We start from the raw sequence: 17295 nt of genomic DNA on the forward strand, positions 1-17295 counted from the left end.
TAGTAGAAATATATAGCATAAGTTTATGAGATAATTAAAATAAAACGGGAGATAAAGAATGGATAGAGAATTAGCGCTTAACATAGTAAGGGTAACAGAAGCTGCCGCCTTAGGCTGCGGAAAATACATGGGAAGAGGAAATAAAGAAATAGCGGATCAAGCTGCGGTTGACGGAATGAGAAGCATGTTTCAGGTTCTTGATATAGCAGGAACCGTAGTTATAGGCGAAGGAGAATTGGACGAAGCGCCGATGCTCTACATCGGTGAAAAAATAGGTACATGGGAAGATGGAGCACCTGAAATAGATATAGCAGTAGATCCTTTAGACGGTACAAAGTTAGTGGCGAAGGGCTTGCCGGGAGCGTTAGCTGTCGTTGCGGTTGCTCCTAAGGGATGTCTTTTGCATGCACCTGATATGTACATGGATAAGATAGCAGTGGGACCCAAAGCAGCAGGATGCATTGATATAACTGCTTCCATAGAAAAAAATCTTTATAATGTAGCTAAAGCGCTGTGTAAGGATATAACTGAAGTGACGGTTATAATTCAGGACAGAGAAAGGCACAGCGATATAATAAACAGAGCAAGAAGCATCGGCGCAAGAATCAAGCTGTTCGGTGACGGTGATGTTGCAGCAGCCATAGCTACCTGCTTCAGTGAATCGGGAGTGGATATGTTTATAGGAAAAGGCGGAGCTCCGGAGGGTGTTATTTCGGCAGCAGCACTTAAGTGTCTGGGAGGAGAGTTCCAGGGAATTTTAAGACCGGAAAATGATGAAGAAAAAAGAAGATGCAAGGAGATGGCAGGCGACGCAGATTGGAGCAGGGTTCTTACCATGGAGGATTTAGCAAGGGGTAATGACATCATCTTTGCAGCTACCGGAGTATCGGACGGAGAATTGCTAAAGGGTGTGAGATACATGGCAAACAACAGAGCAAGAACTTCATCCATGGTTACACGTTCAAAGTCGGGAACTATCCGTTTCATAGATACAACACATGTATTAGACAAAAAACCAAAATATGCATATGTGAAGTAATTAAAAAAACAACACATCCACCTGTTTTCCAGCTTTCTTTAGTTCATCGATTAAGTTATCAACTATATTTTGCTTAATATTGTAACCCATAGGGAAATTAGGATTTTGATGGGCAGGGTTAACGGCTCTGCCTATATAAAAATTAATATGGGTTCCTATGTCTGTCAGCATATATGTAAGCAATGTTGCCCCATCGTAGCTATTGTTTCTTACTACACTTTCATAGCTTGATTTGCTGAGGCTTTTGATATTTTCCAAGGCTTTTCCAAGAGTCAATACTCCTTCTGTGACAAGATCAAATCCATCCATGTATGCAATGGGAGGAACATCATCTTTCATGGAATCCAGATCAACTTCCAATTGTTTGTCTAGTTCTCTTTCGGCAATTAAAGCAGTTGTTCCGCCACAGATTATTTTCATATTTTCACTGTTTTTCATTATATCGGCAAGCTGACTGTCCAAAGATTTATCTGCGGGAGGGCCTATGAAAACATCTATAACTTCCGGCTTTCGAACTTTAATTGTTAAAATTGTTGTATCATCCCCGGGCTCATTATTGTACAAATTGTTGCACACTCCTATAAAGTTGCCGTTAATAAGCTGTGATGACTTGTTTACATTATTCAATTCCCGTAAATATTCATTGATTTCATCTCTTGACCAGCCTAAATTGAGCAGTTGACCGATACCGGCATGTACTGCTCCATCACTTACAACACAGATGGTGTCTCCTATGTCTAATTTTATATTTGATTCATATATTTTTTTACTGCCTATTATTCTTTCCTTTTTTTCAACAGGTATAATTCTTTTATGAGAATAATAAAAGTAAGGGGGATTATCATATTCCGCAATGTAAGCATTATTTTCCTTGTCAATTTTAATTATAGTAAAGGTTGAATAAGCAAGCTTTCTGACTTTGCATTCGGGTAGCGTATTAATTATTGTTTCAATTGTATCATCAATGGATGCATTATTTTTCAGCATAGTCACAGCAATTTTTGTGGTCATCGTTGCAAGAATGTTTGCTTTTACGCCGCTTCCTAATCCATCCGATATAACAATAATACATCCGTCATCATCATAAATGTATTCAACCTTATCGCCGCACAGCTCTTCATTATGTTTATTTATGCTTTTATAATTAATATCAAAAAAATTATCCATTACTCTCATTTTCCTCTAACACTACTTTTTTTAATTTTAATAAAGCTGTCTTTGTTTCCGCCGTGGTTTCTCCCAAAAGTCCGGCAATTTCCTGAGCCACTCTCATTTGCTTTTCAATAACCTTATCAGCCGTTTCCAAGGTATTGAGTTTGAAATTAATAATTTGCTCTTTCTTCATTTCCTCCATGGATATATCATTAAGTATGCCGAACAAAATCTTATTTTTCGGCAGATAAATAATTCGCTGAAATACTATTAATCCGTAGTTTTCAAGATTAAGCTTTCTTCCTACCATATTTGATTCAGTTTCAATCACAGATTTAAAATCATCAACGGGCATAATAGAAGACAGAGGTTTTTTCCTGATATTATTAATGTTAATATTAAATGCTTTTTCTCCCGCCGGATTCAAATCCAATATATTTAAGTCCAAATCGACAATTAAAATGATACTCGGTGAATATTCAAAGTAAATATTCGAAATTTTTTCTGCTTCACTCCTCATATAAGGCATGCACATTTGAGGATGTGAAAGTCCTTCAAGAACGGAAATTGCTTTTTCTCTGCATGTGTCATACCCGCAGGCGCCGCAGTTAAGCTCATCTGCTTTGCCATGCTTTCCTGTAATTTCTAATATGTTCTTTATATCCTCTTCTGTATACGATAAAAATTCATAATGCTTATTTCTAAAGTTTCTTACATAACTTATCGTTTTATCCTGAGAATAATTAGTATATTCTTTATTTTTGAAGGACTGCACCTTTGTTTTCACCTTCGTTTTTCTTACATGAACATTTTTGCTTTTCTTAGGTATGGCAGGGCCTCCGAGACAGCCGCCATCACAGCTGTTTGCTTCAATTATCACATCGGATAAATCACCGGATAATAATGCGTCAAAGGCTCCTCTTAAATTATCAATACCTGATATGGAAAGAGGGGTAAAATTATTTTCTTGTACAACTTCCTTCATACCTGACAAAACACCATTATCCAAGGGATACTTTTTGCCTGTATAATTACCCTCAACATCAGGATAAGATTCTTCAAAGGTCGATATATCGATATTTCTTAACTCCAATAGCTTGTCAAGCTCTTCAAAAGATATAACTCCGTCAAGTATACCAGACAGCTGATAGCCGTATGCCTCACATTTTTTGGATATGCAGGGACCGAGAAAAACAATAAAAGCTTCACTCCCATATTTTTTTCTAATCATTTTGCAGTGGGCAATCATGGGAGAATCTATTGGAATCAGATATTTTATTAAATCGGGATAGTATGTCTGAACCATCATATTTACAGTGGGGCAACAGGTAGTGATTACATTTTTAATATTAGTTTCTTTTACAAATTCCTTATAGAGCTCGGTAACTTTAGCTGCGCCTATTGAGGTTTCCTCGACTGCTGAGGCTCCTAGATGCTTCAGGACAGTTATTAATTTATATGGTTCTTCGTAAACACCAAGATAGGAGGGCGCAATTGAAATAATTATCTTTTTGCCTCTTTTTAATGCCTGTGTTACATTGTCCAGATCGCTATGAATATTTCTTGCATTTTGAGGACAAACTAAGAAACAGTTACCGCAGGCGATACATTTTTCTTCAACAATTTGTGCTTGGTCATCTATCATCTTTATAGCCTTAACAGAACAGTTTCTTACGCATTTATAGCAATTTTTGCAATTAGCAGGGTAAAAATCAAGAATTCTCATATTAGCTCCTTATAGTTTTCATAACTACATCATCAAAAAACTTTTCAGCATTTTCTATGTTGATTGAATAAATCTTGTCATTGTAGCTTACAGAAACAGCTTCTGTACAATGTCCGAGGCAAAAGGCCGCCTTAATTGTAACTTTGTCCAAAACGCCCCTGCTTTGGACGCAATATTTAAATATTTCGATAACATCATTGGAACCTTTTAAATGACATGCGCTGCCTACACAAATTTTTAAATCAGTCATTTTTAACCTCTTTATCAATTTTTATATGTTAATTATATAACAATATTTATGTGAATACAAGCACATATGTTAAAACATTAACACTGCGACACTGTGAAATTTCGTATTGCACCTTGACTTATTAATAATTAAATGATATTATTGTAACACCTATCAAACACTTATCTTGTTTATTCCATAAATGATAAAATTTAAACAGAAACGGAGGTTTTTATGGATAAAAACCAATTAGCCGGTATGAAACTTAATGAGCTTAAAGAACTGGCTAAATCAAGAGGCATACGTGATGCCTATAAGTATAAAAAGGAAGAATTGCTTATTAAATTAAGTGATTTTGAAGATATGGCAAAAGAAACGAAAGATATTTCAAGTGAAACTTCAAAGGAAGGTATAAAGCTTTCCGAAAAAGCAAAAAATTTAGTGGAATTTGAAAGTGAATCCGAGGCTGATACAAATAAAGAAGTTAATACTACAAATTTACCGGAAAAAATAGTTGAAGAAATTGAACTTAGCGGTGATGAAGCTTTAAAGGTCGAAGGAATTTTAGAAACTCATCCTGATGGTTATGGATTTTTAAGAACTAATAATTATCTTACAAGCGAAGATGATGTCTATATATCTCCGTCTCAAATCAGAAGATTCCATATGCAAACGGGAGATAAAATTACAGGTATTACAAGACCTCCCAAGCAAGGCGAAAAATTTAAGGCGTTGTTGTATGTTAAGCAAGTCAATGATGATAACCCCGAATCCGCACGTAACAGGAAAGACTTCGATTCACTCACTCCGATATACCCGGATAAAAGATTAAGATTAGAAAGCTCATTTAAAGATATAACAATGAGATTAATTGATTTAGTAGCACCCATAGGAAAAGGACAAAGAGGTATGATTGTTGCACCGCCTAAGGCAGGAAAGACAACAATCCTTAAAAATATAGCCAACAGCATAGCAGATAATTATCCTGATGTACAGATTATCATGCTTTTAATAGATGAACGTCCCGAAGAAGTTACGGATATGAAAAGAAATGTAAAGGGAGACGTTGTTTATTCTACATTTGACGAACTTCCTAAAAATCATATTAAGGTTGCTGAGATGGTTCTGGAAAGAGCAAAGCGTTTAGTTGAGCACGGTAAGGATGTAGTTATATTATTAGACAGCATTACCAGATTGGCGAGAGCATACAATCTTACTATAACTCCTACCGGAAGAACATTGTCGGGTGGATTGGATCCCGGAGCTTTATACGGACCAAAGAGATTTTTCGGCGCGGCGCGAAATATAGAACATGGCGGCAGCTTGACCATACTTGCGAGTGCTCTTATTGAAACGGGGAGTCGTATGGATGATATGATATTCGAAGAATTCAAGGGTACCGGAAACATGGAAATACACCTTGACAGAAAGCTTTCAGAAAAGAGAATATTCCCTGCAATTGATATAAACAAATCAGGAACAAGAAGAGAAGAGTTGCTGTTAAATCCCGAAGAACTTCAAACTATATGGCAGCTTCGAAAGGCACTCAGCAATTACTCTGTCGCAGATGTCACAGAAAGATTAATTGACGGTTTATTAAAAAATAAAACGAACGAAGGCTTTATTAAGACTGCTGCGGCACAATTAAGCAACATAGATAAAATAAAAGATGATTTACATGACAGGAATTATTAAAACAAGCAAAAAAACATTGTAATATATTTTTGACTGTGTTATAATACTCAAGGTAATTTGCTAATTAATATTTAATTAATATAGAGAACAGAAAGAGGTGAAAAGGATGAAAGAAGGTATACATCCAAATTATAAAACTGTTACGGTTAGATGCGCATGTGGAAATACTTTTGAAACAGGTTCAGTGTTAGACGAAATCAAAGTTGAAATTTGTTCAGAGTGCCATCCTTTCTTTACAGGCAAACAGAAGTTTGTTGATAAAGGCGGTAGAGTTGACAGATTTAAAAAGAAATATGGTATGGATAATAATAATTAAATCATACACATTCAGGCGAATCCCTTGCACTTGTCAAAGAATTCGCTTTTTTATTGCTCTTATATTTTCAATAAAACCTTCCCATACTTTCAACAGGTTTGTTAACTAAAGTTCTAATTATGTCAATATGCTTTTCTTCAATTGTAACCAGAGCACTGCAGGAAGGACCGCCGGATTTTTTTAAATCTATGTTTATGTCCTCATTCAGATTAATGGCTATTTCGTTATAATTGCATAAATCATTTAATTCTGCCTTTATTCCCCTTGATCCCACAGGTAATATTTCCTTAATGAAATCACAAAGATACAATTTCTCAAAATCATCAATATCCAAAACCTTATCCGGATTATTTATAACTTCATTTCCAACAAGAGGCATTCCAATTGTTAAGCATATATCGTTTTTGTTTGTTTTTTTGTATTTTAGTTTGTCCTTGTCGCACATACCAATGCATGTAACGCCCATAGAAGTTTGGACCGTTTTAATGTTTTCTTCGGTGCTGCCGGTTAAATGTACCTTGGTAGTTTTAAGCTTTGACAATACTTCGTTAAAACCATCTATCAGCTGCTTACCTGTATCATTCATTTCTACCGCGAGACCGTCAGCCATAATCATAGGCTTAAATCCAAGGCTCATTAATTCCGCAAGTACAACCTTACCTGTATGATAAGCAGTTACTTGAGGTGCAACCTTAACGACATCGTGCTCCTTAAGACCGATCCCTCCGCATGAATCACAAGCAATGCCTAAATATCTGTTTTCATCAAAACTTATAACCGTTATATCTCTTATTTGTTTTATATCCATTTTCAACTCCCTAAGTATAGACGTTAAATGATTCCAATAATCTTAATAAAATTTTATCACAGCCAAAGATAAATTTCATTAACTATTAAAAAATATTATGTATATATTGAAATATATCTGAATACATATATTCAGGCGGTTGAAAATTTTCCGGTTAATTGATGAGGCTTGTATTTATGAAAATATATATGAGTATCGGAACAAAAATAAAGAAAATTACGTCTAAAAATGTAACTAATCAAAAAGATTGAGGTTTTTTATGGATAAAGTATTTTTATTAATGAGTTTAGCCGCAATTGTGGCATCAACAATATATATGTTATACAGCACAATAAGATACTATACTGATAAATTATAAACCGGCAAACAACGATAAAAACTATTTGTTAAAGAAATTTTCGCAAATACAATGTGTTGTGCATTGTATTTTTTTATGCTATACTACGTATATCATACCATCGCCTCGGCAATGCAAGCGAGCTTGCGCTGCACTCGGCTCAGATATGATATAATTAAAAAAAATTACCATGAGGGCAGGTGGTTAAAAATGTCTCATCAAGCCATATACAGAAAATTTCGTCCCCAAATATTTGATGATGTTCTAGGTCAGGAGCACGTTACTAAGACACTCAAAAATCAGATATTAACGGACAATATTGCCCATGCCTATCTTTTCAGCGGCATCAGAGGAACAGGAAAAACATCGACTGCAAAGATATTCTCAAGAGCAGTAAACTGTACTAACAATCATGACGGCAATCCGTGCAACGAATGTGAAATATGCAAAAGCATATTGGATGAAACAAACATGGATGTTATTGAAATGGATGCTGCTTCGAACAATGGTGTTGATGACATACGTGAGCTGAGAGACAAGGTTAAATTCATGCCTGTTAAGAGCAAGTACAAGGTATACATAATAGACGAGGTTCACATGCTTTCAAAAGGTGCTTTTAACGCGCTTCTTAAAACCTTGGAGGAACCGCCTGAGCATTTATTATTTATACTTGCTACGACAGAGCCGCAAAAAATACCGGCTACAATTTTGTCAAGATGCCAGAGATTTGACTTGAAAAGAATTAAATCCTCGGTAATTGTAGACAATATGATTAAAATATGCAATGAATTAGGCATCAAATATGAAGAAAAGGCATTAAAGCTGATAGCTGCAAATTCAGAAGGTGCCATGAGAGATGCCCAGAGCATTCTCGACAGATGCATGTCATTTAATGAAGAAATAATAGATTATGAAACAGTAATAAATTTATTGGGTACGGTTAATTATCAGGTTGTGCTTGAGGCAGCCGAATTCATTATAAACAGAGATATAAAAAGCACCATGGTATTGGTTGATGATATATTGAATTCAGGCAAAGAAATTTCATTTTTTCTTGATGAGTTAATAATAACTTTTAGAAATCTGCTGATAATTAAAACAACAAATTCATCGGACAATTTAATACGTATATCTGAAGATGAAGCAGATGAACTGAAAAGTTTAAGTGACAGGGTATCTGTGGATACAATAGTTAAATTTATAGAAGATCTGTCCATCGCTCAATTAGAATGCAAAAGATCACTAAACCCGAGAGTACTTTTAGAAACAAAGCTCATAAAGCTTTTGCATCCTATAAACGACACAAGTATTGAAGCACTTATAGATAGAATTCAGGAGCTTGAAAATAATATAAAAAGCGGCAGCTTTAATACAAGTACTGCAGTGATAAAGACACCCGTAAAAAAACAAGCATATACAGAGCCAAAGACGACTTTTACGGAACCGAAAAAGCAAGAGGAATCGTTCAAAAGTGTTAAGCAGAATGAAAATCAACAGGATGCTGAAGAGCAAGTACCGATAAAATCATATGAAAATAAAAGTGATGAAGCAATCTATAATGGAATCATAAACGGCTGGCAGAATATACTTAAGCAAATAAGAAGTGAAAATGCGGGACTTCAGGCAATTATCAGAGAATCAAAATTAACTGAGGTTCTAAACAAGAAAGCAATATTTGAATTTGATCCGAAATTCACTTTTCACATTAATGCGGCAAATCAACCTAAAAACAAACAGAAATTTAAAGAAGTTTTACAAAGTTTTTTAAATGATGAATGTGAAATTGAATTTATAATAAAAAAAGAAAAAGAAGAAAAGTCTATGAAACCAAAGAAAAATATCGAAGATATATATGAAGATTTGAAAAATGAATTTGGTGATATAGTTGAATTTAAGCAGGAGGATTGAAATGAGTAAAGGTAGACGTATGCCGATGGGAATGCCCGGAGGCGGAAATATGAACAATATGATGAAACAGGTTCAGAAAATGCAGAAACAAATGGAAGATATGCAAAAAGAGCTTGAACAAAAAGAGGTTGAAGCTACTTCCGGTGGTGGAGCTGTTATGGTCAGGGTAACCGGTAAAAAAGATTTGTTACAAGTTAAAATAGATCCTGAGGTTGTAGATAAGGATGATGTTGAAATGCTTGAAGATATGATAGTTGCTGCTGTTAACGAAGCATTCAGAAAAGCAGATGAAATGATGGAAACCGAAATGAAAAAAGTAACTGGTGGAGTAAATATACCGGGGTTATTCTAATGGAGCAATATACACCGCCAATAACTAAATTGATAGAAGAGCTTGCCAAGCTCCCGGGAATAGGAAGAAAATCGGCTCAACGACTTGCATTTCATATTTTGGACATGAAGGGCAATGATGTGGTGGAGCTTGCAAAGGCTATTGTAAATGCCAAAAAGTATACGAAGCATTGTACGACCTGTGGCAATTTAGCAGAAGGAGACATATGCAGTATCTGCAGCAGCTTTAAACGCGACCATTCTACCATCTGTGTAGTGGAGGATGTACGAGATATATCTGCAATGGAACGTACCAAAGAGTTTAAAGGTGTATACCATGTTCTCCACGGTACGATATCACCCCTTGACGGCATAGGTCCTGATGAAATTAATATAAAAAGCTTAATCAGCAGATTGAATGCAGATGTGACAGAAGTGATACTTGCAACCAATCCGACCATTGAAGGTGAAGCAACAGCCGTATACATATCACGGCTCATAAAGCCAATGGGTATCAAGACAACACGTATAGCTCACGGCATACCTGTAGGCGGCGACATAGAATACGCAGACGAGGTAACCCTGATGCGTGCAATGGAAGGCAGAAGAGAGATGTAGCTTCAATAAATATTTACAGCAGGTTTAAATACACCTGCTTTTTTTACAAATTAAATTAATTGATAATAAGACATCCATAATCATGACAAGAAAAGGGGTAGAAATGAAAAAATATTCAAATTATATAATAATAACATTAATAATAGTAAATGTATTCAGCATATTCAAAATAAGCAGCCTTGAAAGGACAATGGATAATTATTATCTGCAAATTGTGTCAGGGATAAATAGAAACAACAGTGAAATATCAAATATTTACTCTAATATTAATTCAATTCTTGAAAAACAGAGCAGCTTGCTTGACAGCTACAAAATAGAATTTGGTGAAAGCTTAAATGAAGAAAGCCTGACAGTACCGGTTAAAATTACTGTTGTGCCCAAAGAATATTCAGAAGGACTTACAGTAAATATCCAATTAAACGATGAAAGCTTTACATTAATTAAAAAGGGTACATCTTTTGAAGCAACCATTGATGCAGACATATTCGAAACGTTCCAGCCAAAAGTAGTTATCAGTCAGGATGGAATTCAGAAAACAGAAAGTTTAGAGGAATATTATGATTTATATAATAAGTTCCTGCTGAAAGTAGAAGGATACCATAATGGAAGTACACAATATATTAATGGCAAACATATATACAAGGGTGGAAGGTTTGAATTCAGAATTACTAATATAAATGACAACATGCCTGAAAAGATGAGCATTGTATATGATATAAACGGAAGCATATTGAGAGAGGATGAAGTTGACATATCTCAAATTGATGATGAAGACGAAACAACCAATTATATATACAAGGATATCATTGATGAAGTTAAGCTGGGAGCCAATGAAGTATTGATGGTATATGCAAATATACAAGACAAGTATGGCATTAATTACAAATATGTAGTCCTGCGTGATGAAGTAGATGCTAACGGAGAACCTGTATTTAGAAGACCTGAATGGTCAAGTGGCGGCATTCTTGAAATAACAAGAAACGGAAAGGCGTTTAACGTACCAGATTATAGATATTAATATGGATTGTGATAAAATGGTTAAACGAGACATTGATTGTATGGAGGAGGAAATATGTTTGAGTTTAAAGAACTTAACTTTTTAACTGATGGTGAAATAGACTTAAAAATAGAAGCAAAAATATCATCTGATGAGAAGAAAGGATATGCTCCTGCATATAAATATAGAATTACCCTGCATGATTCGGATGATGGTATAGGAGTTATTTCCATTCGGATTGGTTGCAGTGAAAGCTTATATTATGCGGGTAATATTGGTTACTTCATTAATGAAGCATACAGAGGAAATAATTATGCTTTAAAGGCTTGCAAAATTATAAAGGACGTTGCAATTGCACATGGTATGAATAAAATTATAATAACATGTAATCCGGACAATATTCCATCGCGTAAAACCTGTGAAAAAGCAGGTCTTGAATTTAAAGGTATAGTTAATTTGCCGCCACACAATGAGATGTACCAAAGGGGCGAAAGGCAAAAATGCATATATGAATGGAGTCTGTAAAAGAGGGATTACGTGTATAATAGATGGTATACTTGGGAGATGATATGAGATTAAATAGTACACAAACGATTGAAATAGAGAGACTTTTGTTAAGAAAATACACTTTAAATGATGCTGAGGCAATGTACAATAATTGGGCTATAAATAACGAACCGTATTATATTATTATTCCTGCACTGAAATAAGACATTGCATTTACATACATTTACAATGCATATATTTACATTTGAAAAATGCGATTATTTCAACAAATATCATGCTGTTATAAAATGAAGGTGCAGATTATGAAGAAAAACTCAAAAATCCACGATCTCATTTTGAATATATATGCGATATTTTAGTCGTTAAAGGATATTGTTGTTATTATATTCCTCAATACATGAATTGTTACAATTCCTTTTAAAAGTTTTGCTGAAATTACATACAGACTTGAAATAATCACGCAAAATTTATTTGCCTTAATTTAGTATATTTGATATAATTATTGAAATAATGATTAAAAATTAATAATGTCACATAGGCAGGAGCATATTGAAATAACACCAATATTCCTGCTTTTTTCAACAAAGATATAGTTAAGATAAAGTAATGAGGTGAATATATGATTCCATTAGAAAAAGAGCGTACGTATGAAGAATTTTTAGATATAGACGAACAAAGCAATGAAAATCTGGAGTTTATTGACGGCAGGATATATCTGTTATCAGCCCCTTCTGTAATTCATCAGACTGTTGTAACAAATCTTTCTACAGAATTTGGTATTTACTTTAAAGGGAAAAAATGCAGGCATTATGTTGCTCCCTTTGATGTTGTACTTAAGGATGATGAAAAAACTCACAGAGTACAGCCTGATCTGACTGTTATATGTGATAAGAAAGGATTAGGAGAGCAAAGCTATAATGGTGTCCCTGCTTTAGTTGTAGAGGTTTTATCACCGGCTACGGCATCGGTCGATTTTATTAAAAAAATGGGAATCTATATGAATGCAGGGATAAAAGAGTATTGGATAGTATCACCGCAGAATAGTACGGTGCAAATATTTATATTAAAGGAAAATGGAATTTATTCAGAGCCTACAATGTATTCCAAAAATGATATAGTGAAATCAGAAACGTTTGAGGAATTAAAAATAAAGCTGTCAGAGATATTTCAATAGAATAATAGAAATAAATTACATGCAGACTTGAAAGAGTCTGTTTTTATTGCAAATGAAACTGTTTATTCTTGACAATATCGATATTCGATGTTACTATGCATATAATATCGAATATCGATGTTTGTGAGGTGATTGGATGGCACGGGAAAAATATCAGACCTTAACAGAGCAAATGTTTTATATCCTTATTTGCTTAACGCATGAGAACTGTGGCGTTGATATTATGAAAAGGGTTGAGGAGCTGACAACTGGAAGGGTTATCATCGGACCCGGAACCTTGTACAGCCTATTGGATAACTTTGTAAAAGAAAAAATTATTATTGAAACTAAGATAGAAAACAGAAAGAAAAGCTATGTCATAACAAAGCTTGGTACGGAAATGCTTGAAAAGGAATATGAGCGATTGAATAAATTAAAAGAAGACTATGAAATATTGGTAAAAGGTGGTGGCAGCAATGAAGGGTACAACTAAAAGAATAATAAATTTTAGATTTGATCGTTATGAAGATACGGAAAATAAATTGAAGAAGTTAGCAGCTAAGGGTCTTTTTCTTGAAGAATGCGGGTCGCTTTTATGGACGTTCAGAAAAGGAGAGCCGAAGAAATTAAAATACACAGTGACATATTTTTCTGAGGGTTCTGTTTTTAATCCGGACATAACCGATAATCAGCAAACATATTTTGATTATGCGAAAGCTGCCGGTTGGAATTTTGTGACTCAATTAAATCAAATGCAAATATTTTGCAGCGAAGCTGACAACCCCATACCATTCGAGACAGATGAGAAAGAGAAATTTAATAATATAAAAAGATGTATGAAAAAGAGTTTTATTCCGTCTATGTTCATGATCATATTAATATTTATTTTAAACATGTTTTTGCAATTTAATTCTTTTCAACGTGACCCCATAGATTTTTTGTCAGACACAAGTCGTCTATTTTCTGTTTCTATGATGCTTGTAGGTACTATCTATCTGATGTATTCATTGCTTGATTACTTTGCATGGTGTAAACGTTCAGAGAGATCAATTGCCAACGGCGGCGGGTGTGCTGAAAGCAATAATACGATCCATAAAATTGTCGATACGCTTTTTATGATTTTTATTTTCGGGTTTGCAGGGTACATTTTGTTCCATATAGCTTTTGAAACAGGCTGGATTATCTTGCTTTTTATTGCACAGATGCCGATTTTGACATTTGTATTTTTGACATCAATTAAGTATCTGAAAAGAAAAAAAGTATCAGCTGTAAAAAACAAGGTAATATCTGTTACATTGCTTACAATTGTCACTTTTGCTTATATTGCATTCATTATGATTTTCGTTATGAAATTTGGATTTAATACAGATAATGGTTCTGATTATAGAACTGTTTCATGGCCTGTTAACGCAGCACATAATCGTGAGTATAAACTATACAACGATGACATCCCACTCACATGTGAGGATTTGTACGGCGAAATTGACTATGACTATTATTCTTATGAAGAAAAGAAAGACAGTACATTATTTCTTTCCAAAAGTGTCTACAGGCAGGATTCTCTCCCGGCGAAAAATTCTCCGCCGGAGATAGAATATGAGATTTTAGAGACTCAATTTGACTTTATTTATCAACTTTCAAAGGAGCATCTGCTTAAAATTCCGGAGTGGAGAGACAACACCGGCTTTGAGTCTGTTGACAATGAAGCTTTCGGAACGAAAGAAGCTTATCAGCGATATTATGTTGATAATCCCACAGGTGAGTATATTTTGCTTTTTGATAATAAGATTATTGTACTGAACATGGAAAAACCTGTCACGGCAGAGCAAGTAAAAATTATTAAAGAAAAGCTGCAAATTTAATGATAATTAAAAAAACACTTGCAATATATTTAAAATATTGTATAATAAACAAAAATGAGTATTTCAGCTGTGATTAAAGCTACGATTGCTGTATTTCAGAAGAGAGTCGGTGTCTGGTGCAAACCGGTGAAAGACGCAGTCCTTCCACTTTAGGAGCTGCCGGCGATGAGTCGGAGGATGGTAATCTTTAATTTACTTTCGAGTGGTCGGGAAACCGGCAATTTGGGTGGCAACGCGGAATCTTTCGTCCCATTATAATTATTTATTGTATGGATGAAGGATTTTTTATTTTATTTATAATTGGAGGGCATATGTTAGATTTAAAATTTGTAAGGGAAAACCCTGAAATAGTTAAGCAGAATATCAAAAATAAATTTCAGGACGGCAAACTTCCGTTAGTGGATGAAGTTATTGCTTTGGACATTGAAAACAGAGAAATAAAGCAGCAGGCAGATGCGTTGAGAGCGGACAGAAATAAAATATCAAAGGAAATTGGCGGCTTAATGGCTAAGGGCAAAAAAGAAGAGGCTGAGGAATTAAAGAAAAAGGTTACTGAGGAATCAGAGAGGCTTGCTGCTCTTGAAGCAAGAGAAAGTGAGCTTGATGAAAAAATCAAAAAAATAATGATGACTATTCCGAACATAATAGATCCAAGTGTCCCTTTAGGTAAGGATGACAGTGAAAACGTTGAGGTTCAGCGCTATGGTGAGCCTATGGTTCCGGACTTTGATATTCCGTACCACATTGACCTTATGGAAAAGTTCAGCGGAATTGATTTAGAAAGTGCCAGAAAGGTAGCAGGCAACGGATTCTACTACCTGATGGGAGATATTGCGAGACTGCACTCGGCGGTTATATCATATGCGAGAGATTTCATGATAGACAGAGGCTTTACATACTGTGTTCCTCCTTTCATGATTCGAAGCGAGGTTGTAACGGGAGTAATGAGTTTTGCGGAAATGGATGCCATGATGTATAAAATTGAGGGAGAGGATTTGTACCTCATCGGAACAAGCGAACATTCAATGATTGGTAAGTTTATAGATACAATACTGACAGAAGAATCGCTGCCACATACGCTTACAAGCTACTCTCCGTGCTTCAGAAAGGAAAAGGGAGCTCACGGACTTGAGGAAAGAGGAGTTTACAGGATACATCAGTTTGAAAAGCAGGAAATGATTGTTGTATGCAAGCCCGAGGACAGTATGATGTGGTATGAGAAGCTTTGGCAGAATACGGTTGATTTGTTCCGCTCGCTGGATATACCTGTGAGAACTCTTGAATGTTGTTCAGGAGACTTAGCAGATTTGAAGGTGAAATCGGTGGACGTTGAAGCATGGTCACCGAGACAGAAAAAATATTTCGAGGTTGGAAGCTGCTCCAATCTGGGAGATGCTCAGGCAAGACGTTTAAAAATCCGTGTTAACGGAGAAGACGGTAAGTACTTTGCCCATACATTAAACAACACTGTTGTGGCTCCTCCGAGAATGCTTATAGCGTTTTTAGAAAACAATCTTAATGAAGACGGTACAGTAAATATACCTGCAGCACTCCAGCCGTACATGGGCGGAATGAAGGTTATGAAATAAAGATGTCCCCCGCTGATATAAAGGTGGGGGATTTAGTTTCAGGTTGGAATTTAATGTAATATTGTGGTATAATTAGTAAAGGTATAATTGTTTTATTGAGACAATGTAATTAGGGGGAAAACAATGAATATTAAATGGGAAAACGAGTGGGATAAAATATACAGGGATCAAGGAGAAGTTCAATTTGATATACTGCCAACCGCAATAGCAGCAACGGATATTTTTAAAAACAACAACTGTAAGCGTATAATGGATTTGGGATGCGGTACGGGAAGGCATTCTATATATCTTGCTCAACAAGGTTTTAATGTCTATGCTACCGATATTTCGGAGATCGGATTAGAAGTTACTAAATCAAAGGCGGAAAAGCTCAACTTAAATAATATTCAATTTAAGCAGCATGATATGAGAAATATATCCTTTAATAATAACTTTTTTGATGGAATTTTATGTGTATGGACTACAGGGCACGGAATATTTGAAGATTCCCGTAAAAGTGTAGATGAAATTTACAGAGTATTAAAGCCTGATGGGATAGTAATAATTGATTATGTTTCAATATATGATGAACATTATGGCAAGGGCCAAGAAATAGAAAAAGATACTTTTATAAATAATTTTGAAGGTGAAGAAAATATACCTCATCATTATTCTACAATTGGCGAATTGGAAGATTTATATTCAAATTTCAGACAGGTTGAAATAAAGCCAATAGACTATTATTTTTTTGATAACTATAATAATAAACATACTATAAAAGCATTTGTTGTTATATCAATAAAATAATTTTTAAAATATGAAGAATTGCGTGGCGAGGGAAGTATATGTTTGAGTTTAAAGAGCTTGACTTTTTTAACTGATGGTGAAAAAAGGATGCAAAATTTTTTAGATTTGATGATATACCTGATAAAATTAGCCCGCCTGTAAGGGGGATAATAGATGATTTCGTGTCAAATTATGAAAAAATTATGTATTTATAAATTGGTGTATATTTTCATTGACATATAATATATTCCATACTATAATCTA

Annotated in this window: 18 protein-coding genes; 14 read left to right on the forward strand and 4 right to left on the reverse strand. The window is 34.8% G+C overall.

Translation table 11 applies throughout. The features are described 5' to 3' along the window. Positions 1-58 precede the first annotated feature (58 nt). Positions 59-1039: a class II fructose-bisphosphatase gene (glpX, locus tag HZF24_RS13175; protein ID WP_179238803.1), complete on the forward strand. Its 981-nt coding sequence runs from the start codon at positions 59-61 to the stop codon at positions 1037-1039. On the opposite strand, the gene HZF24_RS13180 is transcribed toward glpX, so the two are convergent. Genes HZF24_RS13180 through HZF24_RS13190 form a run of 3 tightly spaced genes read right to left on the reverse strand, consistent with a single transcriptional unit; the run spans position 1040 to position 4167 of the window. Then, positions 1040-2206, reverse strand: coding sequence for a SpoIIE family protein phosphatase (locus HZF24_RS13180; protein ID WP_179238804.1), 1167 nt, complete (start codon positions 2204-2206; stop codon positions 1040-1042). Beyond that, complete coding sequence (locus HZF24_RS13185; protein ID WP_179238805.1) at positions 2199-3917, reverse strand: [Fe-Fe] hydrogenase large subunit C-terminal domain-containing protein; 1719 nt, start codon at positions 3915-3917, stop codon at positions 2199-2201. Before HZF24_RS13185 ends, HZF24_RS13180 begins: the two co-directional genes overlap by 8 nt. A 1-nt stretch (position 3918) precedes the next feature. Beyond that, complete coding sequence (locus HZF24_RS13190; RefSeq protein ID WP_179238806.1) at positions 3919-4167, reverse strand: NAD(P)H-dependent oxidoreductase subunit E; 249 nt, start codon at positions 4165-4167, stop codon at positions 3919-3921. A gap of 213 nt (positions 4168-4380) precedes the next feature. Between HZF24_RS13190 and rho the strand changes: the two genes are divergently transcribed. After that, positions 4381-5841, forward strand: a complete 1461-nt coding sequence (gene rho, locus HZF24_RS13195) for a transcription termination factor Rho (RefSeq protein WP_179238807.1) — start codon at positions 4381-4383, stop codon at positions 5839-5841. A gap of 106 nt (positions 5842-5947) precedes the next feature. Beyond that, entirely contained in the window at positions 5948-6157 is a 210-nt protein-coding gene (rpmE, locus tag HZF24_RS13200; protein WP_179238808.1) for a 50S ribosomal protein L31, read from the forward strand. Between the two features lie 67 nt (positions 6158-6224). On the opposite strand, the gene HZF24_RS13205 is transcribed toward rpmE, so the two are convergent. Further along, entirely contained in the window at positions 6225-6965 is a 741-nt protein-coding gene (locus tag HZF24_RS13205; protein ID WP_179238809.1) for a selenophosphate synthase, read from the reverse strand. 547 nt (positions 6966-7512) lie between these two features. On the opposite strand from HZF24_RS13205, the gene dnaX reads away from it, so the two are divergent. From dnaX to HZF24_RS13260, 11 genes are all read left to right on the forward strand, one after another. After that, positions 7513-9210 carry a DNA polymerase III subunit gamma/tau gene (gene dnaX, locus HZF24_RS13210; protein ID WP_179238810.1) on the forward strand — a complete coding sequence of 566 codons (1698 nt, stop codon included), beginning with the start codon at positions 7513-7515 and terminating at the stop codon, positions 9208-9210. A 1-nt stretch (position 9211) separates the two neighbouring features. Then, the gene (locus HZF24_RS13215) at positions 9212-9562 is read left to right on the forward strand and encodes a YbaB/EbfC family nucleoid-associated protein (protein WP_179238811.1); all 351 of its coding nucleotides are present in this window, start codon (positions 9212-9214) and stop codon (positions 9560-9562) included. Beyond that, entirely contained in the window at positions 9562-10158 is a 597-nt protein-coding gene (gene recR, locus HZF24_RS13220) for a recombination mediator RecR (RefSeq protein WP_179238812.1), read from the forward strand. The genes HZF24_RS13215 and recR overlap by 1 nt, the downstream gene beginning before the upstream one ends. A gap of 103 nt (positions 10159-10261) precedes the next feature. Continuing rightward, positions 10262-11176 carry a hypothetical protein gene (locus tag HZF24_RS13225; protein WP_179238813.1) on the forward strand — a complete coding sequence of 305 codons (915 nt, stop codon included), beginning with the start codon at positions 10262-10264 and terminating at the stop codon, positions 11174-11176. Positions 11177-11230: 54 nt separating this feature from the next. Further along, a complete protein-coding gene (locus tag HZF24_RS13230) occupies positions 11231-11680 on the forward strand; it encodes a GNAT family N-acetyltransferase (RefSeq protein WP_179238814.1) in 450 nt (149 codons plus the stop codon). Between the two features lie 44 nt (positions 11681-11724). Further along, a complete protein-coding gene (locus tag HZF24_RS13235) occupies positions 11725-11865 on the forward strand; it encodes a hypothetical protein (RefSeq protein ID WP_179238815.1) in 141 nt (46 codons plus the stop codon). 416 nt (positions 11866-12281) lie between these two features. After that, positions 12282-12836: a Uma2 family endonuclease gene (locus HZF24_RS13240; protein ID WP_179238816.1), complete on the forward strand. Its 555-nt coding sequence runs from the start codon at positions 12282-12284 to the stop codon at positions 12834-12836. Between the two features lie 136 nt (positions 12837-12972). After that, on the forward strand, positions 12973-13308 hold the full coding sequence (locus HZF24_RS13245) for a PadR family transcriptional regulator (protein WP_179238817.1): 336 nt from the start codon (positions 12973-12975) through the stop codon (positions 13306-13308). Further along, the gene (locus HZF24_RS13250) at positions 13292-14677 is read left to right on the forward strand and encodes a DUF2812 domain-containing protein (protein WP_179238818.1); all 1386 of its coding nucleotides are present in this window, start codon (positions 13292-13294) and stop codon (positions 14675-14677) included. The genes HZF24_RS13245 and HZF24_RS13250 overlap by 17 nt, the downstream gene beginning before the upstream one ends. Before the next feature lie 311 nt (positions 14678-14988). Next, positions 14989-16266: a serine--tRNA ligase gene (gene serS, locus HZF24_RS13255; RefSeq protein WP_179238819.1), complete on the forward strand. Its 1278-nt coding sequence runs from the start codon at positions 14989-14991 to the stop codon at positions 16264-16266. Between the two features lie 123 nt (positions 16267-16389). Further along, entirely contained in the window at positions 16390-17052 is a 663-nt protein-coding gene (locus HZF24_RS13260; RefSeq protein WP_179238820.1) for a class I SAM-dependent methyltransferase, read from the forward strand. Positions 17053-17295 lie beyond the last annotated feature (243 nt).

The organism is Sedimentibacter hydroxybenzoicus DSM 7310 (genome assembly GCF_013403245.1).
Lineage (GTDB): Bacteria > Bacillota > Clostridia > Tissierellales > Sedimentibacteraceae > Sedimentibacter > Sedimentibacter hydroxybenzoicus.

Coding starts and splice junctions, on each gene's coding strand:
- HZF24_RS13235 (WP_179238815.1), top strand. CDS start 11,725: ATGAGATTAAATAGTACACAAACGATTGAAATAGAGAGACTTTTGTTA.
- HZF24_RS13215 (WP_179238811.1), top strand. CDS start 9,212: ATGAGTAAAGGTAGACGTATGCCGATGGGAATGCCCGGAGGCGGAAAT.
- rho (WP_179238807.1), top strand. CDS start 4,381: ATGGATAAAAACCAATTAGCCGGTATGAAACTTAATGAGCTTAAAGAA.
- HZF24_RS13245 (WP_179238817.1), top strand. CDS start 12,973: ATGGCACGGGAAAAATATCAGACCTTAACAGAGCAAATGTTTTATATC.
- recR (WP_179238812.1), top strand. CDS start 9,562: ATGGAGCAATATACACCGCCAATAACTAAATTGATAGAAGAGCTTGCC.
- HZF24_RS13205 (WP_179238809.1), bottom strand. CDS start 6,965: ATGGATATAAAACAAATAAGAGATATAACGGTTATAAGTTTTGATGAA.
- HZF24_RS13250 (WP_179238818.1), top strand. CDS start 13,292: ATGAAGGGTACAACTAAAAGAATAATAAATTTTAGATTTGATCGTTAT.
- HZF24_RS13230 (WP_179238814.1), top strand. CDS start 11,231: ATGTTTGAGTTTAAAGAACTTAACTTTTTAACTGATGGTGAAATAGAC.
- HZF24_RS13190 (WP_179238806.1), bottom strand. CDS start 4,167: ATGACTGATTTAAAAATTTGTGTAGGCAGCGCATGTCATTTAAAAGGT.
- HZF24_RS13185 (WP_179238805.1), bottom strand. CDS start 3,917: ATGAGAATTCTTGATTTTTACCCTGCTAATTGCAAAAATTGCTATAAA.
- serS (WP_179238819.1), top strand. CDS start 14,989: ATGTTAGATTTAAAATTTGTAAGGGAAAACCCTGAAATAGTTAAGCAG.
- HZF24_RS13260 (WP_179238820.1), top strand. CDS start 16,390: ATGAATATTAAATGGGAAAACGAGTGGGATAAAATATACAGGGATCAA.
- rpmE (WP_179238808.1), top strand. CDS start 5,948: ATGAAAGAAGGTATACATCCAAATTATAAAACTGTTACGGTTAGATGC.
- HZF24_RS13225 (WP_179238813.1), top strand. CDS start 10,262: ATGAAAAAATATTCAAATTATATAATAATAACATTAATAATAGTAAAT.
- dnaX (WP_179238810.1), top strand. CDS start 7,513: ATGTCTCATCAAGCCATATACAGAAAATTTCGTCCCCAAATATTTGAT.
- glpX (WP_179238803.1), top strand. CDS start 59: ATGGATAGAGAATTAGCGCTTAACATAGTAAGGGTAACAGAAGCTGCC.
- HZF24_RS13240 (WP_179238816.1), top strand. CDS start 12,282: ATGATTCCATTAGAAAAAGAGCGTACGTATGAAGAATTTTTAGATATA.
- HZF24_RS13180 (WP_179238804.1), bottom strand. CDS start 2,206: ATGGATAATTTTTTTGATATTAATTATAAAAGCATAAATAAACATAAT.